Genomic DNA, 22,917 nt, shown 5'->3' with positions numbered 1-22,917 from the left:
ATTAATATTTCAAACCATTATAAGTTTTTATGGGTTGTTTAGGCATTTAGGAGGGCAGTATTAATCTGAGTTTTGTTAAACTATATACTTGCGTGGAGGAGAGGGAAAAATGGATAAGGAAAACAGAATTTTTAGCAAACTTTCTTTTTTTATGTTTATCATCGGACTTATTCTTTTTATAATTGCAATTACCTTGTTTTTAACTGGGCAAGATATAAAATATTATACTCGTTTTCACCATTGGGGCTGGTTTGCTTGGAGCATAAGCTTCTTAGCAAGTATTGTTTCATTTGTTAGAAAAGAGCCTGGAAAATTAAAAATTATTCCTTATATTGGCGCTCTTATTTTTGGAGTTATTATAGTAATATGTCTTCTGTACTGGAGCTTTCATTTTGTATAGAATTTGATGAGGGACTAGTAATTAACAATCAATTACTAGTCCCTTTGTTTGTGCGCCGTGTATGGCGATTCGCTAGGCGGTGAAAGTCCGCTATGGAGGTAGGTAGCGACCAACCATTAGCCAAGAGCAAGTGTGTCCATTGTGAGATGGAATCTGAGGGAAGCTGGAGGCAAAATTCCGACCCGAGGAACACGAACATCATTAGGCGTACTCTCACAGCTTATATTCGTCATAAACAGAAATTGAGGTTGTATCGTTATGCAGTACACCAATAGGAAGATTCAATTTTTTTAGTGCTTTTAATGCAAGGGTGGAATAGACTTTCCATGCTTCGGCTTCATACAAGTAATCTAATGCTCTTCCTAATGCATCATCATTTAATTGATCGGGTGAAACCGATGTATCGAAAAGCATCTCAGAATCTAGGTTTTGATAGAATTCATGAACCTTATAAAGGGGCTTGCCACTGCATAAAATGTTTAAGACAAGGGCTTTAATCCTTGTTCCGGGTGAGATATGACAACGGACAGAATCCCATTTGACTAAATCATTAATGGTCTTTTCGAGTTCTATTTCATCACACAGTTCAGATAAAAGTTGAGACGGCCCCACATGTAAGGTTAAAATTTGATCTGACATAAAAATTTCCTCATCTTCCCCTAGTTAGATAATCATTCAATTCTACAAAGAAGGAGAAAATTCCTTTAAAAAAATCACAAAATGGAAAAATTTACGTGGGGAATATGCGCTCACAGGGTAAGGCTGCAAAACAAGTCAAAGCCCAAAAGCTATCCGGATGTGGAAACGTAAATGGTGCGGGTACATGGAATGAAAGTGAATCACCTTACCACGGGAGGTCTCACGGACAGGTGGAAACAGAGTATGAAACCTGGTTGAAACAAGATTTGCCGTGGTATGTGTCAAGTTTTTCTCGACAAGGTTTAAATATCGGGTATTCCAAGACACTCTTTTTGTACACTTTCGGCTACCGTGCTTTACTTGCTCGGTGTAATTTTCGGAAAAGATGTAATATTTCCGTATAAAGATGGATAACGGGGATGTTGAGGCGCGCGAAATTCACTCGCTTTCCGCGGGCGGCCGGCGAGCCTCCTCGCTCGTACCTCGCTGCGGGGTCTCTCCTGGCTCGCTTTTCCCGCAGGAGTCTCGTAAATTTCGCGCGCCTCAACGATCAGTCCCCACTGAGCCAAGCTTAAAACGAAAGCTCTAATATTTTGCTTAAATGTCCCATTGCCGATGAACTGCTTGAATGCAGGGCAACTGATCCGTGCTTTACGCCCACTGACGGGCGTACAGGCTGCTTGAGTAGTTGAGACATCCTGATTAATTGTTTCAAGTTCCGTTGCTTTCTCTCGCTTCTTGAACGGTGTTTCAGATAGACTTCTCTCAATGTCCCATTGAGTATGCCTTGTTTGATTTTCACCATGGCTTCTGCGCCAAGTTCACTCCAATGCATGCCCCTTTTTTTCATCCTGAAGGAGATATGCCTTTGATTCGATTCCATCGCTCCTAGGCCTCTCGCACCTTCCGGCACGTTTTTCACCCTGTCTCTCCAGTCAAAAATGCGGTCCCAGTTTTTCAAGATATACGAACGGAATTCCTTGATTTTCTTGAGAGCCTTTTTATCCGTCAAGGTGCTTTCGTGCGTATCCAAATATAACGTGAATTGGTCCAGGTCATGCGTTCTAATCGCTTTTCTAATTTGCTCCTTGATCTCGCTCTTTCCGCCCCCAAATGTCCTTATGATGGCTTGTGCAACGTGGTAGGTATCCAGCTGGTTGAGCACCGGAAATTCCGACTGTGAGAATGCTGTTTGAAACCGTTCAGCTGTGTACCCCGCACCTCCATCACTATTTGTAATGACACGAGCTTTTTCTAGGGAATAGGTGTTGGCTGCTACAGCTTGGACTTCATCCCAAAATGTCTGGATGGATTTCGTCGTCATGATAACAACGGGATGGTGTAGAGAGACTCTTTTGCCATTGGTTTCCCATCCTTCATAGAGAATGGCGTGGTGGACTTCCAAACCCTGTTTCTTTTCTAGTCCCCGGACGAATATACCATCAGCTTCGGAAAACAGGTAATCTACCTTCTTTCCCTCAGGTAGTGAATCAGCTATTTCTAGCTCTTCTACAAGTGCCTTGTCGGCTTCAGCTTGCGTTTTCCCTACGTGTTTCACCATGTTCCCTACAGTTGTGTGACTAAGGCTCACTGCTGTCCATTCTTTTAAAATATCAGCTACCTCCCGATAGGTGTTCTCACTTGCCAACTCTGCCACCTTTAACTCCACTAACGGGCTGTATCGTTGGTATGGTAAAAGCCCTAACCATTCATCCAGAGGATAATGTGAATTCCCTTTCTGGTCATGCATTAGTGAACGTTTAAAGGTCACATTTCCAAATAAAAACTGAATGCTTCTGTTATCACTCCGGCAGTACTCCCAGCCATCCTCCAGCTTTTTTTGCTTAATTGTTTTATCTAACGTCTCAAATATTTCCCCAACCCATTGCGTAAAGGCATTCTGGATCAGAATTTTAACTTGTTCTTCAAATTCAATAAGACTTTTTGTATCCTTTAATAATCTAGCAATTATTGATATAATATCCATAGGAAGACCTCTTTCTAAATGTATTCGCCCACAAGCGTACATTTAAATGATAGAGCGTCTTCCCATTTTTTCCACTCATCTGCCCTTCGAGTAAAATTTTACACATACTTTGCCGTGAGAAGTCAGCAGAAGCCATAGTACGGAGATGTCTGGGGCATCGAAGGAAGGGCTGAACTAAAGGAAGTGGAAGTCAATGAAAGTTACCGAAGAAACGAACAAATGCAGAAAACAGGAAGAAACCTGCTGTCAAAAAGATACTGCGGAACAGGAAGGATATGACAGAGGGCATAGTTTCAAGAGGATAACCGAAAACAACACCACTAACACCAACAGACAGAACGAATGGATGCTCGAACGAATCCTTTCAAGTAATAACCTGCACCGTGCCTATAAAAAGGTAAAGAAAAACAAAGGTGCGGGCGGTATCGATGGAATGAATACAGAATTACAGGAAAAAGCAACGGATTAAGCGTAGAGGAAAGAAAAAAAAGGCTAAATGACACTGTCCGAGGATGGGTAAATTACTACAAGCTAGCGGATATGAAAAATCTGGTAACCAGACTGGACCAATGGACACGAAGAAGAATGCGAATGGTAACTTGGAAAAGATGGAAGAGAGTACGCACAAGATTTCATTGGTTCAAGAAATTAGGGATCAATAAAAGAAAAGCGTGGGAATGGGCTAACAGAAGAAAAGGCTACTGGAGAATCTCCAGCAGCCATATCTTAGCCAGAACCCTTACAAACGAACTCTTTCGAAGAGCAAGATATATAAGTTTTCTGGATTATTATCTGTCTGTACGGTCGTAAACTTTAGAACCGCCGTGTACGGAACCGTACGCACGGTGGTGTAAGAGGTCGGCTAATTAAATAATGATTAGTCCCTACTCGATCAAGAGCTCCTAGCATAGGAAGGCCGCGCGTTTTGCTACGAATGCAGCAATAATTACAGATTTTCCAGGAGAACTTGTTTTATTAGCACACTTTATTAGATTTGCGTCACATGTGCAACGATTTGGTGGTGATGTCCGGTAGTGTTTGTATTTACCGTAACAGGCATCATGGGATTTACAACATGAATCAAGCGCATTTACCGGTTTACCACTCCCACAACCAGGTCCGCACCAATTATACTTTACTTTACCAAATTCACAACAAGTACCATTCTTAAAACACAACGTTGAATATTTTTTAGCCATTAGTTGTGACATCTCCTTCGCTTTCACTACTCAAATCTTCAAATTCATCAATAGGTAAAGATAATGTAGTTTTGTCAGTAACTTCTTTGGAATGATCAAGCAGTTCGAAGTCTATATACATTAATAAATTTTCATGAGTGTGATCGCCTTCCTGGGATAAAAAGGCAATTTGTAAGGTTAGATTCGATGTATCTTCCTTTAAATTTGAGCTTTTAATTAAATTTATATAGGCAGTGTCTCCAAAGCGAAAGAATATGTTTGTTTGCTCTACGATATTATTAGTAATACTCCCGTTGGTTTTATTTGCATCAATTCCCTCATCCGATAATTCTGGTTGATAAGTGATATTATAAGCCACAACTTGATCCGGAGTTGGATAAGAATCATTGTGGAAAAGTCCAGATTCTTGAATAATATTTTTAATTTTATCCAGTTGTAAATATGCTTTGTATAAATTTGCTTGATTCTCCTGTATTTTTGTTACAACAAATTCCATAGTAAATCCTCCTCGTATAATAAGTTTAAATCCAAAGTGGATGTCAATTTCCAGTTCATTCTGCTGCTCATTGACAAGTGAATATAAGATTTTGTATTCCGGGCGAGCCCGGAATACAAGTTCGGACTTGGACGCTTCGCGATGTTCCCGGATAATGGTCTTAGGATCGTTTGGGTCAATGCTTCCCCTCCTTGTAGCCTGACTACTCGAAAAGTCTGCATCCCCAGGTTCTTGCTTGAACGTCTAACCCGTAGGCCGTTCCTCCGGATCTCCGTGCTGGAAATGAGCAGTTCCAGGCAGCCCACGGCCCGGATGAGTTCTCATACGCGAGGCTGACAGATCGGCAAGCCATCTGGGGATATCCCGAAGCGTCCGATTCCATCGATCCCAATACAGAGAGGAGGAAATCATATGCCCTTATTTGTCGGTATTGACGTGAGCTCCAAAAACCTCGATGCCTGCCTGATGGATGGAATGGGGGAAACGTTGGCCACCCAAACGGTGACAAACAATCTTCCCGGTGCCTCTGAGTTAAGAGACACCATCCTCCAACATGCGGAGGCGGATGACACCATCCAGATCGCCATGGAGGCCACATCTGTGTATAGTTGGCACCCGGCAATGTTTTTCCATGAAGATCCCGAGCTGAAACAGCGTCGTACAAAGGTGTTTACCCTGAATCCGAAGCTGGTGAGAAATTTCAAAAAGGCTTATGCCGAGATGGACAAGACCGATCCCAAAGATGCCTGGGTAATTGCGGACCGCTTGCGTTTCGGGAGATTGCCGAAATCCGTGATTCAGTCAGAACAATACCTTGCCCTTCAACGGTTAACACGGATGCGCTATCACCTGATTCAAAGTTTAACCCGGGAACAACAGGTATTTTTGAATCATCTGTTTTTCAAATTCAGTGCCTTTAACCTTGAAGTGGATACATCGGTCTTCGGCCATGCCATAACGGAATTTTTGCTTGAGGCCTATAGCCTCGATGAAATTGCCCAAATGCCTCTGGAGGACTTAGCGATGTATCTCCAGACCAAAGGCCATGGCCGCTTTAGCGATCCCGAGGATTTGGCCGCATCCATCCAAAAAGCTGCCCGGTCCTCTTACCGGCTTTCTAAATGTGTGGAGGATTCGATTGACTTGGTCCTGGGCAGTTCTATTGAGATCATCCGGCATCTTAAACGCCAAATCAAGGATTTGGATAAGGCGATTGCCCGCGTTCTTGATGGAATCCCGAATACCCTCCAGACCATTCCGGGAATAGGCCCGGTGAGCTGTGCTGGGATTCTCGCTGAAATCGGCGACATTGAGCGCTTTGACGACCAAGCCGCGATCGCAAAATTTGCCGGATTGTTCTGGCCCCGCCACCAATCGGGTGATTTTGAGGCTGATGACAAAATGCTTGCGCGTACAGGCAATCGTTATCTCCGGTATTACCTGGTTGAGGCTGCCAATCTGGTCCGGCGACACGAACCTGAGTACCGCGCCTTTTACCAAAAGAAATATCGTGAGGTGCATAAGCACTCACACAAACGCGCCCTCGTCTTAACGGCAAGAAAACTGGTGCGCCTGATCGATGCGCTGCTCCGCAACGATCAAATTTATGCGCCGAAAAAGAAGGTGACGCGATGAGGTAACCAGGTAACCATCATCGATAGCCTGAACTTGAAAACTTCCAGATTATTCCAATTATCTGGAGGCTTAGTTCAGTATTGCCATTTTTATGACATAGAGCCAACAAAATTTCCAATTCACTTGTTTTTAACCCTTGACATCACACCGTAGGACTTCTTAAAAATTTTACTTCTGGGTTGATCAGACCCGGAAATAGTTGCAACTATTTTTAAGGGGCAGCATATGAATGTAAATAAAGCAAAGGTGCTTATTGTGCTGCCGTGTTTCTTACTTTATAAAGAGAAGCAAATTAGATAAAAATAAACCATTGAATTAGGGCTTGCTGAACGAATCAAATTTGGTCAGATACAAGCCAAATTCCGATTATCAAAATATAAAATAGTGTTGTGTAAAAATTTCAAAAAAAGAACCCTGAGCTTGCGCTCCAGATTCAGTATGAGGAATTGAAGGGCTACTACTGTTTCGCTGGTCTCCTGAAGGCGTGCTCGAATAAGGCCCAGCCCATACTTGCGCTTGCCTTCGCCAAATTTGCCTTCAACGGCATTACGTTCAGAGGCATCCTGCCTTGCGACGCGTTCCAAGGTTTTGTCTTCCGTTCTGGATGGGCGTCCTAACCTTGGCCCACTCAGACGAATGCCAAGAGATTTGCAGTATGCCAGATTATTACGGTTTCGGTAAATTTTATCTGCCAAGATCGCTTCCGGATAAAATCCGAACCGGTTGTAGTAGTTTTCAACAGATTCCTTGAGAGTGGTCCCTTCATTGTAATTTTCCCAGTCGAGGTGCTCAATCAAGGCATAACCATCTACGACACTGATGGCGACTTTTGAACCGAACTCCACGTTCGCTTTTGCCTTGCCGCGCACAATTGGACGGACATGTGGCTGGGAAATGCTTACAATCCGGTGGTCAACCCGGTGTGTTTTCTTTTTGTACATTTCTGCCTGTTGGCGGTAAAGTTCATGAATCACGAGAAGTTGCCTGTATTCATCTTTGCTTAAAAGAGACAGAGAGCTTTGGGAAACAAGATTTTTAATGATCTCCAGATCTCGTTTCACATATCCGAGCTGTTTGCCTACAGCTTTCCGGATTTTCCGGGCGCCAGCTTTACGTTGCTTAGCGACAGAAAGATAGTCCTTGCGGGCTCTTTTTCTGTAGGTCCGTGGCTTATGTAATTCCTTTTGTGTGGTTCATGCAGGACATCAACGATATGCTCCAATTTCTCACGGGCTTCGTTCAACAACCCAAGGTCTGTAGGGTAAGCAATATCAGTCGGTGCACAGGTTGCGTTCAGAATGAGCTTTCCTTTGTTATGCGTTTTAGGAGAAACCGATTCAGTTGAGTCTCTTCCGAAGCAGGACCAGAAGGTTAATGATCACCACTACCATGATCGTCATCAACGTCATCATCATTGTTGTCGTGATGATCATCATCGTTGCTCTTTTCCTCTTCCAATTGACGTTTTTGTTCTTCCAAGACGATCCATTCATTCAGTTCGTTGATGATATTTGCGCCCAAACGTTTTCTAAAACGAGTCATCAGAGAATGGTCGAATGGGGCTTTTTCCTGGAATTCAGGCAAGCCGATAAAATACTGAAGATACGGGTTTTCTGTGATCTGTTCGACTGTTTCCCGGTCAGACAGCCCAAGCCGTTCTTTGATATAAAGAGCCCCAAGAGCGATTCTGACAGAATAAGCCTTTTCGCCTTTGAATTTCTTCTTGAAGGACTTGGCATACTTTTCTTCGGCCATCCACCAAGGAATCATTTCAGCAAGACGGACCCAGCGATTTTCTTTATTTAATTTCCCACCGAATGGTAGAAAAAAATCATCTACAAAAGTTAATTGATGTTCGGTCTTTTTGTACATCGTAACAGCCTCCAAGTGCAAGGTTTTTTACGTGTTTCCTTTGAAATCCTTACACTTTATATTCGACAAAAGTAGCCAAAATCCTTGTCAAATCTGGAATTTTTGCTTATTCAGCAAGCCCGAATTATAAGAATTAAACAAACGGGACAAGTCATTTTTGAATTAAGGATTGTCCCGTTCTAAAAATACCCAAAGGGATATCTGGTTATTTTTTTCGAAAAAATTGTTTATTGTACAGCATGTTTGTATAATCCTATAGGTAATATCCGGATTGATCCCAAGAATGATGGTTTACTTAACCTATGCTTTACATTTGACCATGTCAGTAAGGTTTTCTGTAACGTTTTCTCGAAAGAGATGTCTTCATAAATGTCTTCATATGATATGGAAATAATCCCAAAAGCTTGGTGTTTCTTTTTTAAAGTTTAAATAAGACGACTTTTCATAAATTTTCATATATAGCTCCTGCCGTAAATCATCTCTTTCTTGTGGATCCGTTTGATAAAGAGATTTTTCGACAGTTTTTTCAAATTTTTTTAAGAAGTCGTTTTCGGAGTATTCATTGTTTTTTGTATTCATAGTTCTCACCCACCATTATTTTTCTTAATTTTTTTATTGCTTTTCTGTGGATATTGGATACGTTCTGCGGGGTTGATTTTATAATATCTGCAATTTCTTTCGTTGTGAGTCCTCTCGCATAAATCAATTCCAAAATCCTGTACTGGGTTTCAGTTAAGGATTTTAAAGCATTATACAGTTTTTCGTCACTAATTGCTTCTTTGAGTGTTTTCTCGTATATGATGTTTTCATTTACTTTTTCGTCAGGAATCAGAGACAACAATGTTTCTGCTTCTTCATTACCAGATTCCAATGGTGTCTCAAGAGTAAGGCTATATTTGTCTCTTGCCTTTCTTAATCTTTTGTCAAAGTCAATTGCATATTGTTTGATGAGCCTGTGGTAATAAGCGACCATGCGCACTTTTTCATAGTACGAACTGAACTTTTCTTCAACTTTAGTTTTGTTTTCTTTGGTTGGAGATAAAACTGCTTTTTGAAACAAGCGAAAGTTCTCTTCGTTTTCTAAGAACCCTTTAATTAATGGATTTTTTAACACCCTGCTTGTATTTAACAAATCTTTAACCTTAGGATCACATTTGTTGAAGAACACAGCAACCTACCCCCCTGTGTAAATATCTTATTATATAAAGTGAATGGGATACTACAATTATAAAGCAAAAAACGAACATACGTTTATTTTTTTAATAAATAAGATTATTTTTATCAAGGGTATAAAGATGGGACTATGGGGGGCAAGTTAGTGCCTGCAATTGCGTTCTAATAGGTTCTTAAGAATGGTGACCCTAAGACAGACGTAAAAGAGCCCAGTCTGTCCTTCACAACGGGGATGAAAGACAAAAAGAGAATCCCCGTCCCCCAAAATGTCCTTCATAACAGGGATGAAGGACAAAAGGAGAATCCCTCGCGTCCCAAATGTCTTTCATAACACGTATGAAGGACAAAATAAGGAATTCCGCCCCCCAAAATGTCCTTCACAGCAGGAATGAAGGACAAAAGGAGAATCGCCGGCGTCCCAAATGTCCTTCATAGCGGGGATGAAGGACAAAAAGAGAATCCCCGCCTTCCGAAATGTCCTTCATAACAGGGATGAAGGACAAAAAGAGAATCCCCGCCTTCCGAAATGTCCTTCATAACAGGGATGAAAGACAAAAGGAGAATCTCCCGCCCCCAAAATGTCCTTCATAACGGGGATGAAAGACAAAAGGAGAATCTCCCGCCCCCAAAATGTCCTTCATAACAGGGATGAAAGACAAAAGGAGAATCTCCCGCCCCCAAAATGTCCTTCATAACGGGGATGAAAGACAAAAGGAGAATCTCCCGCCCCCAAAATGTCCTTCATAACAGGGATGAAAGACAAAAGGAGAATCCCTCGCCCCCAAAATGTCCTTCATAATGGGGATGAAAGACAAAAAGAGAATCCCTCGCCCCCAAAATGTCCTTCATAACACGGATGAAAGACAAACGTAGTATCCCTTGCCCCCCAAAATGTCTTTCACAACCGGAATGAAGAAAAAAAGATAGCCCGCCGCGCAAATGTCTTTCATAACAGAAAAAGAACAAAGCGGGAGCCATCCCTATCCTTTTGTAAATCTGTCTTCAACCCTCTTATACAAACAAAATCACGACAAAATAAACGGCCATGGCGGCGAGGCCGATTGGGAGGCCGAACCGGGCCCATTCCCGGCTTGTGATCCGGAGTTTTCCGGCGGAGATAATATTCGGGATATTGCCGGGTACAAGCATGCCTCCGCTGATCAGCAGTCCGAGCAAAATGGCCTGTACCGTTTTGTCCGCCATTTTCGGGCTGATTTCTGCTGCTGCCAGTGTCGCATTGTCCAGCACGGCTGAAATCATATTGATCCAGTACAAAATAAACGGGCTCAAATCGAGCAGGAAGCGGTTAATGAGCGGTTCAAACCCTGCGCCGAGCAGGGTCAGCCCCATCACAAACAAGTAAATTTTCACTGTCCGCCCCGCAATTTCCACATACGACTCTCGTTTATGCGCCGTTTTCAGCCCGATCGCCGACTGTTCGGGTTTGATCACAATGGCAGCCAGAATGCCGAAAATCACAACTGCCGAAATGACTTCCGGCCCGATCAGGCGAAGCAAATAGAAAAAGTCCTCCCCCAGCTTGCTGATCGCAAGGGTGGAGAGCGGTTCGCCGATCGGCGTCAGTGCGGCGCCGAGCCCGATGGAAAAGCAGGAGTAGACGACGAGCTGTGTTTCCGATTTCCGGTCAAGCCGCAGCACGCTGACAATCACGACTAAAATTAAAGCGGCAATAATGGCCGTGATGACACTCGAAAGCAACCCGAGAATGATTACCGTCAAGGCAGCCAGAAGCGGAAACGGTATCCCCCGGTTAATGGCGGAAATTACTTTTTCAAGCGGCCGCTCCAGCCAGCGGAACAACAGGCCGGCTACAAATACGGCAATGGTGATGTTAACCGGGTCTTCCAAAGCCTTTCTCAACAGAGGCTTGTCTAGGACACCGCCGGCAATGGCCGCAGCCCATCCCATGATAAACAAAAATATTTCCAAATTGCGCTCGACAAATGGCACAAAAAAAGGCAATAACAAGACGAGCGCCAGGATGATGATCAAAGCGGAAATCATCGGCTCAACCCTTTCTGTAAAAAAACTTATATAAAATGAACTTAAGTTTTTACATCAAGCCCGAGCATCCATTTGCATGAGAACTACTTTTTTGCGGCAGGCAATAGAACGGCAATATTTTGTCCATTTTATATAGTTTTACCTGAAATATTCATAGCTACAAATCCCATTTGATAAATTTTGTTAAATTAGTTGAAAATAACGGTATTTAATTAAGAACCGTAGCCAATTCATAAAATAACTGAATTTTCAATAGAACAACTCTGGTATTTTGGGCATACTTGCCCCTTGACTGAAAAATTTATTTTTTCAGTTATGAGAAGTATTCTATTGGTCATTCCAATTGTAGCTTTTGAATTCGATTCAGTACATCCCAAAAGAAATTTTGATACACAAAACTCGATGATAGTTTGAAGTAAAGGGATCTGCCTGATTTCACGACTTTACTTGCCGCTTTAATTAACCGAGTACGTATCGTATCAATTTGCATCGTTTTTTGACCTTCCGGAAAACAAAGAGTTCGTAACCAATTGGTCAAATTATATGCAAGAAGTGTTAACATCATTTTTACTTCGTTCACTAGAAAAGCGTGGCTATTCATATGATCAAAGTAAAAGCCATTTTTTGCTTCTTTGATATAGTTTTCCATCGTCCCTCTTTTTTGATAAGCTCGGACGATATCTTGAGGAAAAGCTAATTCAAAGTTAGTAACAAAAAAGGAATGGGTAAAGAACAGCTCACCTGCAGGACGTACCGATTGAATAATCACCCTTCTTGGTTTTGACCATGATTTTGCTTGGTAAATCGTTTCTTCATAATAGGTTTCCGTCTTGGAAACATCTAAAGGTGCGGAAGAAGGATGGTATTCCTTCGCTAAACTTTGTAGTTGTGAATTCGATTTCAACCGAATAATATACAAAACAGATTCTTCTTCACACAGATCGTATAATCCCGGAACAGCAAACCCGCTATCTCCACGAAGAAACAGGGTAGTTTCCGGAAACATTTCGTTATAATGTTTAATGAGAGGCCGAATAAATTCCACCACACCATTTGATGTATAAACATTTCCGGGACGGAGTTGTGCTTTCAAAAAGTCACCAGTCGCACCATCAAAGGCGACTAATGGATGAAAACCCATCGTGCCATAATGAGTATTATATGACGAAGATTCTTGGTCCCCATATGTATCCGAATGAGTCGAATCCAAGTCGATAAATAACTCTTTCGATTGTCGAAAACAATGAATCTTATCAAGCATTTCTTGGTTAGCCAGATTTAATTGTTCAATTGAATCTTTATCAAATCGTGTATAAAAGCGAGACAAACTGGGCTGGGAAGCAAGTGTTGGAGTTTCAATGATTTCCTTAAACACAGGATCATGAGTCAACTGATCAGCCGCATCATCTTCCGCATACCCGGCAATGAGTTGATAGACTTTTTGACGTAACAAGTTTTCATTTGAATGAAGATAATATTTCCTTGAATCGTTAAGTCTCAAGTACTTAGGGCTTGCTGAATAAGCAAAAATTCCAGATTTGACAAGGATTTTGGCTACTTTTGTCGAATATAAAGTGTAAGGATTTCAAAGGAAACACGTAAAAAACCTTGCACTTGGAGGCTGTTACGATGTACAAAAAGACCGAACATCAATTAACTTTTGTAGATGATTTTTTTCTACCATTCGGTGGGAAATGAAATAAAGAAAATCGCTGGGTCCGTCTTGCTGAAATGATTCCTTGGTGGATGGCCGAAGAAAAGTATGCCAAGTCCTTCAAGAAGAAATTCAAAGGCGAAAAGGCTTATTCTGTCAGAATCGCTCTTGGGGCTCTTTATATCAAAGAACGGCTTGGGCTGTCTGACCGGGAAACAGTCGAACAGATCACAGAAAACCCGTATCTTCAGTATTTTATCGGCTTGCCTGAATTCCAGGAAAAAGCCCCATTCGACCATTCTCTGATGACTCGTTTTAGAAAACGTTTGGGCGCAAATATCATCAACGAACTGAATGAATGGATCGTTCTGGAAGAACAAAAACGCCAATTGGAAGAAGCATCTAAGGAAAACGACAACAATGATGATCAGGATCACGACGATGACGATCATGATGATGAAGATCGTAATGATCATGATCATGATCGTGGCGATCTTCAGCCTTCCGGTTCCGATTCAGAAAAGCATTCAACTGAATCGGCTTCTCCCAAAACGAAGAACAGAGGAAAGCTCATTTTGGACGCAACCTGTGCACCGGCTGATATTGCTTACCCTACAGACCTCGGGTTGTTGAACGAAGCCCGTGAGAAATTGGAACATATCATTGATGTCCTGCATGAACCACACAAAGGGAAATTACGTAAGCCACGGACCTACAGAAAAAGAGCCCGCAAGGACTATCTTTCTGTCGCTAAGCAACGTAAAGCTGGCGCCCGGAAAATCCGGAAAGCTGTAGGCAAACAGCTCGGATATGTGAAACGAGATCTGGAGATCATTAAAAATCTTGTTTCCCAAAGCTCTCTGTCTCTTTTAAGCAAAGATGAATACAGGCAACTTCTCGTGATTCATGAACTTTACCGCCAACAGGCAGAAATGTACAAAAAGAAAACACACCGGGTTGACCACCGGATTGTAAGCATTTCCCAGCCACATGTCCGTCCAATTGTGCGCGGCAAGGCAAAAGCGAACGTGGAGTTCGGTTCAAAAGTCGCCATCAGTGTCGTAGATGGTTATGCCTTGATTGAGCACCTCGACTGGGAAAATTACAATGAAGGGACCACTCTCAAGGAATCTGTTGAAAACTACTACAACCGGTTCGGATTTTATCCGGAAGCGATCTTGGCAGATAAAATTTACCGAAACCGTAATAATCTGGCATACTGCAAATCTCTTGGCATTCGTCTGAGTGGGCCAAGGTTAGGACGCCCATCCAGAACGGAAGACAAAACCTTGGAACGCGTCGCAAGGCAGGATGCCTCTGAACGTAATGCCGTTGAAGGCAAATTTGGCGAAGGCAAGCGCAAGTATGGGCTGGGCCTTATTCGAGCACGCCTTCAGGAGACCAGCGAAACAGTAGTAGCCCTTCAATTCTTCATACTGAATCTGGAGCGCAAGCTCAGGGTTCTTTTTTTTAATTTTTACACAACACTATTTTATATTTTGATAATCGGAATTTGGCTTGTATCTGACCAAATTTGATTCGTTCAGCAAGCCCTACTTAACTAAAGTCTTTGAAAAACCAATTTTTTCATCGAATTCTCTAAAAAGAAACTCACCTGTATCGGAGGAAAGAGAACCTCCATCATTTGACAATTTAATTTTATGATTGAAATCAAGTGTTTTTTGCGTTAAAGTAACCATATAAAGAGTCCTTTCTGTTTGGTTTTTGTTTTGGTTACTTTAACTTTAACAGAAATGGATTCTTTTTTCATTTTTTTAATGAATTACAATAAAGCCGAAAAGGCTTGGTAATCCATAAGTTATAATAAGTTTCTGAATTTCTGTGAATAATTCAGGTTTTATTTTACCATAAAAGACATTTTCACTTCGTTTCACACCACAGCCTCCCATTTTTTTCCACCCCGTTACCCCTTCACGTAAAATTTTACACATACGGGCCATGCACATTTCCGGGCATGCGCCTATATACTAATACAGCCGGTAAGAAAAATGGCACGGCAAAGCGGCTTTTGCATGGGCCGCAGGAAGTAGAGAAATTCAGGAAGGGTGAGCCGGAATGTGCGGAATAACCGGATGGGTCGATTTTCAAAAAGACTTGCGGAGTGAACTGGAAACGGTCAAAAAAATGACAGAGACGTTGACCAAACGGGGACCGGATGATACGAATTACTGGCTTTCGCCGCATGCGGCATTCGGCCATAAACGGCTCGTCGTTGTTGACCCTTTATGCGGTGTGCAGCCGATGACGCGGCAAAAGGACGGAAAGATGTATACAATTTGCTATAACGGCGAATTGTACAATACGGAAGATTTGCGCGCGGAGCTTTTGAAAAAAGGCTATACTTATCAGGGCCACTCGGATACGGAAGTGCTTTTAACCGCTTATATCAAGTGGGGAGAGGCATGTGTGGACCGTCTGAACGGTATTTTTGCGTTTGCGGTCTGGGACGGGAATAAGGAACAGGTATTTGCGGCACGCGACCGCCTCGGGGTAAAGCCGTTTTTTTACAAAGCACACGGAAGCGGGCTTTTGTTCGGCTCGGAAGTAAAAGCGATGCTCGCCCACCCGGACGTGAAAGCGGAAGTGGATGAGGCAGGGCTTGCCGAAATATGGGGGCTCGGGCCGTCGAGGACACCGGGGACGGGAATATTTCGCGGCATGGCGGAACTGCGCCCGGCACATGCGCTGAAGATGGATCGTAACGGATTAAAAGTGTGGCGGTACTGGAACGTGAAAAGCACGCCGCATACGGAGGCAGCAGAGGAAACGGCGGAAACGATCCGTTCGCTCATTCAGGATGCGATTGTCCGTCAGCTTGTCTCGGATGTCCCGGTTTGCACGTTTTTATCCGGCGGCGTCGATTCAAGCGCCATTACCGCCATTGCTGCAGGCCATTTTCAAAGGGAAGGAAAAGGGCGGCTGCATACTTTTTCCATTGATTACGAAGGGAACGACCGCTATTTCAAAGCGAATGATTTTCAGCCGGATGCTGACGGGGTATTTATCCGCAAGATGTCAGAAGCATTTGATACAGTCCACCATCATTGCGTGATCACGCAGGAAGAACTGGCCGAATCTTTAAAAGCGGCGGTTCTCGCCCGGGATGTGCCGGGAATGGCGGATGTTGACTCATCGCTGCTCTGGTTTTGCCGCGAGATCAAAAAGGATTTTACTGTAAGCCTTTCGGGTGAGTGCGCGGATGAAATTTTCGGCGGGTATCCGTGGTTCCGGCGCGAAGATGATTTGAACCGTGAAGGCTTCCCGTGGATGCGGTCCCTCGGTGAACGGATCGGCCTGTTAAAAGAAGGCTGGCAGGAAAAATTGCAGTTAAAAGATTACGTGATGTCGAAATATGAAGCGTCTGTGGCAGAAGCGCCGCTTTTGGACGGCGAAACCGATTTGGAAAAAAAGCGCCGCCAGCTGTTTTACATCAATATGCTCTGGTTTATGGCAACGCTCCTTGACCGGAAAGACCGGATGAGCATGGGGGCGAGCCTCGAGGTGCGCGTGCCGTTTGCCGATCACCGGATTGTGGAGTATGTCTGGAATATCCCGTGGGAGATGAAGATGTACGGCGGCAGGGAGAAGGGCATTTTGCGGAAAGCGCTGGAGGGCATTTTGCCGGAAGAGATTTTATACCGAAAAAAAAGCCCGTATCCGAAAACGCACCATCCGGCTTACACGGCAGCGGTGAAGCGGTGGCTCAGTGAAGTTTTGGAACAGAAAGATTCCATTTTGTATGAATTTCTGCATCGCGATCAATTAATGGAGCTGATGGAGACAAACGGGAAAGCATTCCGGACGCCGTGGTTCGGACAGCTGATGACGGGCCCGCAGCTGCTTGCCTACCTCGCCCAGATCCATTACTGGTTTGAAACATACAGGATTGACATCAAAGCTTAGCCGGCTGCTTCAAGCCGGTTTTTTTGATTTCAGGGAGCTTCACAAGTGCTTTAAAACGTGAAATAGTCCAACCGGATCATCAGGAGAAGTCCCGGTTCAGGCAAATTTCGCAGGTGCCTCAAACCCCGCCCCTGCTGATCCGATTTTCCCTGTTGCTGAACCCGTGCGCCTGTTTTTTACTTTCTTTTTTTCGTTGCTTCTTCCGGCTGCGGCACGGCAGGCCGGATCCCGCTGCCGAATAAGTTCTTTGTAAACCGGATCCACTCTTTTACCGCAAAAGAAAGGTATTGGTGTTTCGGCCAGATGATTGCCAGATTCCACGGGAGGACAGGTTCTTCCAGATGAATGATTTTGACGCGTTCCGGGTTAAACGCATGGCATATCGTACTCGGCAGCAGGGCAATGCCGAGATTGGACGCCACCAATTCGCAGATAAGGTCCCACTGCGTGCTTTCGTAAACAATATTCGGCATAAACCCGAGCTTCAGGCATTCCTTTATAATCTGGTCGTGAAGGGCAAAATCTCTGTGGAAAAAAATGAATCCCTCCTCTTTCAGCTGTGTCAGCCGGACGCTTGTGCAGCCTGCAAGCGGATGGGACGGGTGCACAAGCAGCACAAGCCGGTCATGGACAAACGAAAAATGCCCGAACACCTCATCATCAACCGGCATCACGACGGCGCCGAGATCCAATGTCCCATTTTCGACATCATGGACTACTTTTCTTGTGACATCCTCCACGAGCTGGATTTTAATATCCGGGTAGGCATGATGAAATTCATCAATAACCCGGGGAAAATAGCGCGACCCGATCATTGGCGGCAGCCCGATCCGGATCGTGCCTTTTTTCAGGCCGGCCACATCATTGATCGCATCTGTCAGCTGCCGGAAAGCTTTCAGCGTTTTTTGCGCCTGCTGAAAAACGGCCTGCCCGGCATCGGTTAAGACGATTTTTTTCCCGGCGCGGTTAAACAAGGGGACGCCGAGTTCTGCTTCAAAGCTTTTAATCATTTTGCTGATTGTCGGCTGCGATACATAACATTCCCGGGCGGCTTTCGTGAAGCTGCCGTGGGTGGCAACGGAAACAAAGTACTGGAGATGCTGGATATCCAACTGGAACCCTCCTTGTATAGATAAAAGGCATTTTTACCATTCTATATATTCATTTTACCTATTATCGCAGGCGCGGTAAACTAGTTATAGAAGGTGAAAATATTGAAAAAAATCCTGATCGGAATGTTACAGATTGCCGGTTTGTATCTGTTCGCTGAAGCCATGGGCGCGGTCGCAAAACTGTTGCGCATCCCGCTGCCGGGCAGCATGCTGGCAATGATTGTCCTCTTTCTCCTGCTGCAATTCGGCATTGTAAAAATGGGCTGGATTGAAATCGGGGCCAATTTCCTGATGGCGGAGCTGCTGTTGTTTTTTATTCCGTCAGCAGTCGGCATGGTAAAGTATAGAAACCTGCTTGTCCATAACGGCCCGGAAATCCTGGTTGTGATCCTGATCAGCCTGATTGCCGCGATGGCTTGTTCGGGATGGCTTGCGGACAAAATTGCAAATCGAAGGAGCGTGAAGATGCGTGATCGTTAAAATTGTGTGCCTGCTGTTAACGGTTGGAAGTTACTGGATTTTCAAAAAACTGCACGGGAAATATAAAAAAATCTTTGTTTCCCCGCTCTTGGTCACGCCGGTATTATTAGGCGCCTTTTTACTCGGGGAAGATATACCGTACCGGGACTACCAGAAAGGCACCTCTGTTTTAACGGATTTGCTGCAGCCGGCCATTGTTGCTTTTGCTGTGCCGCTTTACCGCCATTTTAAAATCGTCCGCCAATATGCGGTTGAAATTTTAATCGGCATCGGGGCGGGATGGCTGATGGCAGTATTCCTTTCCTCGGCCATCGCCACGCTTTTCCATTTCAGCAAAAGCCTGGAGCACAGTATCATCCCGTTTACGATCACAACCCCGATTGCAATGGGCGTCTCTGAAAAAATCGGCGGCGTGCCGTCTATAACGGCTGTCTTTGTGATCTTGAACGCGATTATCGGCTCTGTGATGGCGCCGTGGCTGATCAAGCATCTGCGCATTAAAAACGAAATTGCCCATGGCATCCTGCTTGGAACGCATGCGAACGGGATCGGCACCTCTAAAGCGTTTGAACTCAGCGCCCGGTCAGGCGCCATTTCCAGCGTCAGCATGATTATCGTTGCGGCCATTTCCATTTTTGTTACGCCGTGGATGGTATCCCATATCATTCATTAATCTGAAAGCCGCATATTCTTCCTTTTTCAATGCAAAATATAGCTGTAAAAAAGGAAAGGAGCGTGCAAATGGGCAGGCAAAAATACGGAAACCAGAATGCTGAGCGGAATAAAAATGCCAAGCTTGGAAATGAGGTTGCAGAAGAACTCGTGGAATTCTCCACGGGGAGAAAAGATGAAATCGACCAGAAAAAGAAAAAAGGTGTGCGTAAATAAAGGAAGCTGGCCTCGCCCCGTGCAGGCCGGCTTTTTTGTTTTGATGGAAAATCCGCCCCGAAACCGGTACAATGATAGTAACAGGCCTCTGGAGGAAGTGGTGAATTTGGCAAAAATAGCAAAAACAAATGCGATGCGGCTGCTTGATGCGCAGAAAATCCCGTACGGCATGCTGTCGTATGAGGTAAAGGACGGGAAAATCGACGGCATCTCCGTTGCGGCAAAAATCGGCAAACCGCCGGAAGCCGTTTATAAAACCTTGGTCACGCAGGGGCACAGCGGTGAACTTTATGTGTTTGTCATCCCGGTTGCGGCAGAACTCGACCTGAAAAAAGCCGCAAAAGCAGCGGGCGAGAAAAAGATCGAAATGATCCATGTGAAAGATATCCAAAAATATACCGGCTATATCCGCGGTGGCTGTTCCCCGATCGGTATGAAAAAGCACTATGTGACATTTGTCGATGAGAGCGCAGCAACGCTTGATGAAATCGTTGTAAGCGCAGGAAAAATTGGGACACAGATCACTCTTTCCCCGCAAGGATTGCTGGAAGCTGCCCATGCAAGATATGCCGCTTTAACGCAGGAAACGCGATAAAGCGGCATATCCTTTATTTTGCCGGTGCAGATGTTTCGCCCGGCATGTTATAGACCATTTTCCCGCCGTAATGGCCGGTCAAAGCCAGCGTGGTTGTGCCAGCAATGCACAGGACAAGCACAAGCGGCATGATCCATTTATACGGTTTGAAACGGGCGAGCAGTTTGAAAAATAGGACGGCGCCGAAAATCGCCATGGTAATCAGGGCGTAATGTTCATGTGTTTCGACCATCGAATGTACCGCCTGCCCCCATTTTTCCCTTGCATCCGGAATCGCGGAGTCGCCTGTCATATAACTGGCGATTCCCATCACAAAACCGCTGCCGAATAAATACAGCGCCATCTTATTGAAAAATTCTTTTTTCCACAGTGCAACAAACTGAAAGATAACCCCGAATATCAGCAGGGCAATCGGAAAATGCACTAGTAACGGGTGTATCGGTGTTCCCATTTTGATAATCCCCTTCTTCTTTAATTTACAGGCCCAGTATACAAGCCGTATCTGAAATGAAACTGAAAAAACAAAATTAACTTAGAAGCTTTTCTACCCGCATGGTATGATAAAAATAAGAAATCTTTTCGGACGAGGGGATGAAATATGAAAATTTTACTGGCGGAAGACGATAGGCGTTTCGGCAAATTGCTCCATCATATGCTGGAAAAAGAAAAACATCAGGTCGCATGGGAACAGGACGGTGAACGCGCTTATGACGAAGCGGTGTTCGGGTCTTATGACATGCTGGTGCTGGACTGGATGATGCCCGGCCTGGAAGGGATTGAGATCTGCCGGAAACTGAGGAGACAGGGTTTCCAGGGGGGCATTATCATGGTGACGGCACGGGATGCAGTTGATGATGTGGTTGCCGGGCTTCGGGCAGGCGCAGATGATTATATTGTCAAACCATTTGCCTTTGATGAACTGGTGGCGAGGATTGATGCGCTCGGCCGCAGGAAGTTGAAAACATATCAGGAAACCATCACATGCGCTTATCTGGCATTGCATCTTGAATCCAAGCAGGCGGAAGCAAATGGCAAAATGATCCCGTTAACAAGACAGGAATACCAGCTTTGTGAATATTTCATGCGCAATAAAAACCTTGTTTTGCCGCGCGAAAAGATCATCGAGCATATTTGGGGGCTGGACGAAGATATTTCCGATAACGCGCTCGATGCCCTGGTAAAACGCGTACGTAAGAAAATTGACAGAGAAGGGGAAAGGTCCTTGATTGAAACTGTGCGGGGGCTCGGATACAGAATGAATGATGGCCATGTTTAAACCGATCCGGAAAAACTTAACCATTGTTTACATATTGACCTTTTTTCTGTTTCTTATCTTTATTCTTGCCGTCATGTATGTAACCGTCCAAAAAGTGGCGGAAAGGGAACAAGCAAGAGAAATCCGCCAGTATATGAAACAGGAGGCGGCCATCAGCAAAAGCGGGATCGCACGTTTAAAAGGAAAACCTGCCGAAAAGGTGAAGGAAGCGGACCATCCGTATTTCTACTATATTTTTAAGCCGGACGGCACCCTGCTCAAGGGAGAGGAACTGATTCCCGGCTTCCACACAAAGATGAAAAAATTTGTTACGGAGAAAAGCTCCCCATCTGGCATGTATGAAACGGAATATAAAGAACGGCATGCAATGTACCATGCCGGGATGAGAACCGTCCCGGGCATAGGCCGTGTGTACACGGTGGTTGGAATTGAAACAACAGGCGCGCATCTTGTTTTGAAAAAACTGCTTTTGCTGTTTCTATTCCTGGCTGCTGTATTTACGGGGGTGCTTGCGCTGCTCAGTTATTTTCTGGCCGGAAAAGCAATTGTGCCCATCCAGCAGGCTTTTGACAAGCAGCGGAAATTTGTGTCGGATGCATCGCATGAACTGCGGACGCCGGTCAGCGTTTTTTACAGTTCGGCTGAGCTGCTGGAACGGGAAGAGGGGGAGAATTTGAGCGCGTTCGGCAGGGGAATTGTCGCCGATTTAAAAACGGAAGCCAAATTAATGGCAGCCATGCTCGATGATTTGCTTTTCCTCGCAAGGAGCGACCAGAACGTGCAGCCGTACCGTTTCGAAGAAGTAGGGCTTTATGATTTATGCACTTCCATCGCCCGCCGGTTCCAGTCCGGGCTGCCGGAAGAGATTCTGCTTGTGAACAACCTGCAGGACTGCCCGGTTGTCTGGGGGGATCCGACAAGGCTGCAGGAACTGGTTTATATTTTTCTTGAAAATGCGCGCCAATACACGGAAAAAGGGTTCATCAAACTGTCGTTGTACAAAAGAGGCAGCTTTGCCGCGATTGAAATCGCGGACAGCGGAATCGGCATTGACGCCCATGACCTTCCCCGTATTTTTGAACGGTTTTACAGAGGAGATAAAGCAAGGGTGCGTGACGGAACCGGTCTCGGCTTGTCGATTGCGGAGACCATAGCGAAAAAACATGGCGGCAGGATTGAGGTGGAAAGCAAGCCGGGAGAAGGCACCATTTTTACCATTTTCATTCCTTTAAAGGAGGTGCATCATGGATAAACTGGAAGTGGAATACCAAATTGCCGATTTGAAAGCGGATTATGTCCGCCTGCAGCAGGATTTGGAAAAACTTGAGTATGTAAAAGGGAATCTCCACCCGCTCGAAAAACAGCTCGCGGAGATTGAACAGGCATTAAAGAAACTGTACCAGCAATTGGACCGCTTTTAATTCTTTTGCTTGCAAAGAAGAGGGCAGATTGCTTTTTCACCGGATCGCTTCAACTTTAATAAGATTGCAAGAGCCGGTTCCGGCAGAAAAGGAAAAACGGTTTCCCCGGGTTTAAGCAAAAAAAAGCGGCAAATGCTGCTT

21 protein-coding genes and 5 pseudogenes are annotated in these 22,917 nt (G+C 44.6%); 13 read left to right on the top strand and 13 right to left on the bottom strand.

What is annotated here, in order from left to right; all coding sequences use genetic code 11:
- The first annotated feature begins 109 nt into the window (after window positions 1-109).
- The gene (locus tag NSU00_RS15355) at window positions 110-400 is read left to right on the top strand and encodes a hypothetical protein (RefSeq protein ID WP_035191363.1); all 291 of its coding nucleotides are present in this window, start codon (window positions 110-112) and stop codon (window positions 398-400) included.
- A gap of 219 nt (window positions 401-619) precedes the next feature.
- Here the strand turns inward: NSU00_RS15355 and NSU00_RS15350 are convergent.
- Both NSU00_RS15350 and NSU00_RS15345 read right to left on the bottom strand, forming a co-directional pair.
- Window positions 620-1,039 (bottom strand): annotated as a pseudogene (locus NSU00_RS15350) (DUF4277 domain-containing protein); the annotation flags it as partial.
- Window positions 1,040-1,610: 571 nt separating this feature from the next.
- Window positions 1,611-3,026, bottom strand: coding sequence for an ISLre2 family transposase (locus tag NSU00_RS15345; RefSeq protein ID WP_340703114.1), 1,416 nt, complete (start codon window positions 3,024-3,026; stop codon window positions 1,611-1,613).
- Window positions 3,027-3,219: 193 nt separating this feature from the next.
- Here NSU00_RS15345 and NSU00_RS15340 point away from each other — a divergent pair, with 193 nt between their 5' ends.
- Together NSU00_RS15340 and NSU00_RS15335 are read left to right on the top strand one after the other, a co-directional pair.
- Window positions 3,220-3,495 (top strand): hypothetical protein, encoded by a 276-nt coding sequence (locus NSU00_RS15340; protein ID WP_237348709.1) that lies wholly within the window; start codon window positions 3,220-3,222, stop codon window positions 3,493-3,495.
- Window positions 3,471-3,836 carry a group II intron maturase-specific domain-containing protein gene (locus tag NSU00_RS15335; protein WP_340703194.1) on the top strand — a complete coding sequence of 122 codons (366 nt, stop codon included), beginning with the start codon at window positions 3,471-3,473 and terminating at the stop codon, window positions 3,834-3,836. The genes NSU00_RS15340 and NSU00_RS15335 overlap by 25 nt, the downstream gene beginning before the upstream one ends.
- Before the next feature lie 92 nt (window positions 3,837-3,928).
- On the opposite strand, the gene NSU00_RS15330 is transcribed toward NSU00_RS15335, so the two are convergent.
- From NSU00_RS15330 to NSU00_RS15320, 3 genes are read right to left on the bottom strand one after another with little or no spacing between them, the layout of a single operon-like run.
- Entirely contained in the window at window positions 3,929-4,225 is a 297-nt protein-coding gene (locus NSU00_RS15330) for a hypothetical protein (RefSeq protein ID WP_235801744.1), read from the bottom strand.
- Complete coding sequence (locus tag NSU00_RS15325) at window positions 4,218-4,721, bottom strand: hypothetical protein (protein WP_035191344.1); 504 nt, start codon at window positions 4,719-4,721, stop codon at window positions 4,218-4,220. The genes NSU00_RS15330 and NSU00_RS15325 overlap by 8 nt, the downstream gene beginning before the upstream one ends.
- Window positions 4,706-4,900 (bottom strand): hypothetical protein, encoded by a 195-nt coding sequence (locus NSU00_RS15320; RefSeq protein ID WP_340703874.1) that lies wholly within the window; start codon window positions 4,898-4,900, stop codon window positions 4,706-4,708. Before NSU00_RS15320 ends, NSU00_RS15325 begins: the two co-directional genes overlap by 16 nt.
- A gap of 232 nt (window positions 4,901-5,132) precedes the next feature.
- Here NSU00_RS15320 and NSU00_RS15315 point away from each other — a divergent pair, with 232 nt between their 5' ends.
- On the top strand, window positions 5,133-6,356 hold the full coding sequence (locus NSU00_RS15315; protein WP_237349286.1) for an IS110 family transposase: 1,224 nt from the start codon (window positions 5,133-5,135) through the stop codon (window positions 6,354-6,356).
- Between the two features lie 344 nt (window positions 6,357-6,700).
- Here the strand turns inward: NSU00_RS15315 and NSU00_RS15310 are convergent.
- The 5 genes and pseudogenes from NSU00_RS15310 to NSU00_RS15290 form a co-directional block, all read right to left on the bottom strand.
- Window positions 6,701-8,228: pseudogene (locus tag NSU00_RS15310) on the bottom strand (IS5 family transposase).
- Window positions 8,229-8,603: 375 nt separating this feature from the next.
- Complete coding sequence (locus tag NSU00_RS15305; protein ID WP_133536465.1) at window positions 8,604-8,807, bottom strand: hypothetical protein; 204 nt, start codon at window positions 8,805-8,807, stop codon at window positions 8,604-8,606.
- Window positions 8,788-9,396: a sigma-70 family RNA polymerase sigma factor gene (locus NSU00_RS15300; protein ID WP_035190688.1), complete on the bottom strand. Its 609-nt coding sequence runs from the start codon at window positions 9,394-9,396 to the stop codon at window positions 8,788-8,790. The genes NSU00_RS15305 and NSU00_RS15300 overlap by 20 nt, the downstream gene beginning before the upstream one ends.
- Window positions 9,397-10,412: 1,016 nt before the next feature.
- Complete coding sequence (locus NSU00_RS15295; RefSeq protein WP_014096687.1) at window positions 10,413-11,426, bottom strand: DUF1646 family protein; 1,014 nt, start codon at window positions 11,424-11,426, stop codon at window positions 10,413-10,415.
- A gap of 334 nt (window positions 11,427-11,760) precedes the next feature.
- Window positions 11,761-12,933, bottom strand: a pseudogene (locus NSU00_RS15290) (IS1380-like element ISBco1 family transposase); the annotation flags it as partial.
- A 122-nt stretch (window positions 12,934-13,055) separates the two neighbouring features.
- Between NSU00_RS15290 and NSU00_RS15285 the strand changes: the two are divergent.
- Window positions 13,056-14,608: pseudogene (locus NSU00_RS15285) on the top strand (IS5 family transposase).
- Window positions 14,609-14,636: 28 nt separating this feature from the next.
- Here the strand turns inward: NSU00_RS15285 and NSU00_RS15280 are convergent.
- A pseudogene (locus NSU00_RS15280) lies at window positions 14,637-14,780 on the bottom strand (transposase); the annotation flags it as partial.
- Window positions 14,781-15,156: 376 nt separating this feature from the next.
- Here NSU00_RS15280 and asnB point away from each other — a divergent pair.
- Complete coding sequence (gene asnB, locus NSU00_RS15275) at window positions 15,157-17,004, top strand: asparagine synthase (glutamine-hydrolyzing) (RefSeq protein ID WP_340703113.1); 1,848 nt, start codon at window positions 15,157-15,159, stop codon at window positions 17,002-17,004.
- A gap of 176 nt (window positions 17,005-17,180) precedes the next feature.
- On the opposite strand, the gene NSU00_RS15270 is transcribed toward asnB, so the two are convergent.
- Entirely contained in the window at window positions 17,181-18,116 is a 936-nt protein-coding gene (locus tag NSU00_RS15270) for a LysR family transcriptional regulator (protein ID WP_340703112.1), read from the bottom strand.
- Between the two features lie 102 nt (window positions 18,117-18,218).
- Between NSU00_RS15270 and NSU00_RS15265 the strand changes: the two genes are divergently transcribed.
- The 4 genes from NSU00_RS15265 to ybaK all read left to right on the top strand — a co-directional run bounded on the left by NSU00_RS15265 (window position 18,219) and on the right by ybaK (window position 20,079).
- Window positions 18,219-18,596: a CidA/LrgA family protein gene (locus NSU00_RS15265; RefSeq protein WP_019720397.1), complete on the top strand. Its 378-nt coding sequence runs from the start codon at window positions 18,219-18,221 to the stop codon at window positions 18,594-18,596.
- Window positions 18,586-19,269 (top strand): LrgB family protein, encoded by a 684-nt coding sequence (locus NSU00_RS15260; RefSeq protein ID WP_017552357.1) that lies wholly within the window; start codon window positions 18,586-18,588, stop codon window positions 19,267-19,269. Before NSU00_RS15265 ends, NSU00_RS15260 begins: the two co-directional genes overlap by 11 nt.
- Window positions 19,270-19,337: 68 nt before the next feature.
- Window positions 19,338-19,484, top strand: a complete 147-nt coding sequence (locus NSU00_RS15255) for a hypothetical protein (RefSeq protein ID WP_013860809.1) — start codon at window positions 19,338-19,340, stop codon at window positions 19,482-19,484.
- Window positions 19,485-19,590: 106 nt separating this feature from the next.
- Window positions 19,591-20,079: a Cys-tRNA(Pro) deacylase gene (gene ybaK, locus NSU00_RS15250; RefSeq protein ID WP_026104576.1), complete on the top strand. Its 489-nt coding sequence runs from the start codon at window positions 19,591-19,593 to the stop codon at window positions 20,077-20,079.
- A gap of 13 nt (window positions 20,080-20,092) precedes the next feature.
- Here the strand turns inward: ybaK and NSU00_RS15245 are convergent, their stop codons facing one another.
- A complete protein-coding gene (locus NSU00_RS15245; RefSeq protein ID WP_013860807.1) occupies window positions 20,093-20,530 on the bottom strand; it encodes a DUF2231 domain-containing protein in 438 nt (145 codons plus the stop codon).
- Window positions 20,531-20,677: 147 nt separating this feature from the next.
- On the opposite strand from NSU00_RS15245, the gene NSU00_RS15240 reads away from it, so the two are divergent.
- Genes NSU00_RS15240 through NSU00_RS15230 form a run of 3 tightly spaced genes read left to right on the top strand, consistent with a single transcriptional unit; the run spans window position 20,678 to window position 22,776 of the window.
- Window positions 20,678-21,355, top strand: a complete 678-nt coding sequence (locus NSU00_RS15240; protein WP_013860806.1) for a response regulator transcription factor — start codon at window positions 20,678-20,680, stop codon at window positions 21,353-21,355.
- Window positions 21,339-22,607, top strand: coding sequence for a sensor histidine kinase (locus NSU00_RS15235; protein WP_041819555.1), 1,269 nt, complete (start codon window positions 21,339-21,341; stop codon window positions 22,605-22,607). Before NSU00_RS15240 ends, NSU00_RS15235 begins: the two co-directional genes overlap by 17 nt.
- Window positions 22,600-22,776, top strand: a complete 177-nt coding sequence (locus NSU00_RS15230) for an SE1832 family protein (RefSeq protein WP_013860804.1) — start codon at window positions 22,600-22,602, stop codon at window positions 22,774-22,776. The genes NSU00_RS15235 and NSU00_RS15230 overlap by 8 nt, the downstream gene beginning before the upstream one ends.
- Window positions 22,777-22,917 lie beyond the last annotated feature (141 nt).

Source organism: Weizmannia sp. FSL W8-0401, from assembly GCF_038009125.1.
Classification (GTDB): Bacteria; Bacillota; Bacilli; order Bacillales; family Bacillaceae_C; genus Weizmannia; species Weizmannia coagulans.
Note: the sequence above shows the minus strand (reverse complement) of the source record. Positions and strands in the feature narration are given on the sequence as shown.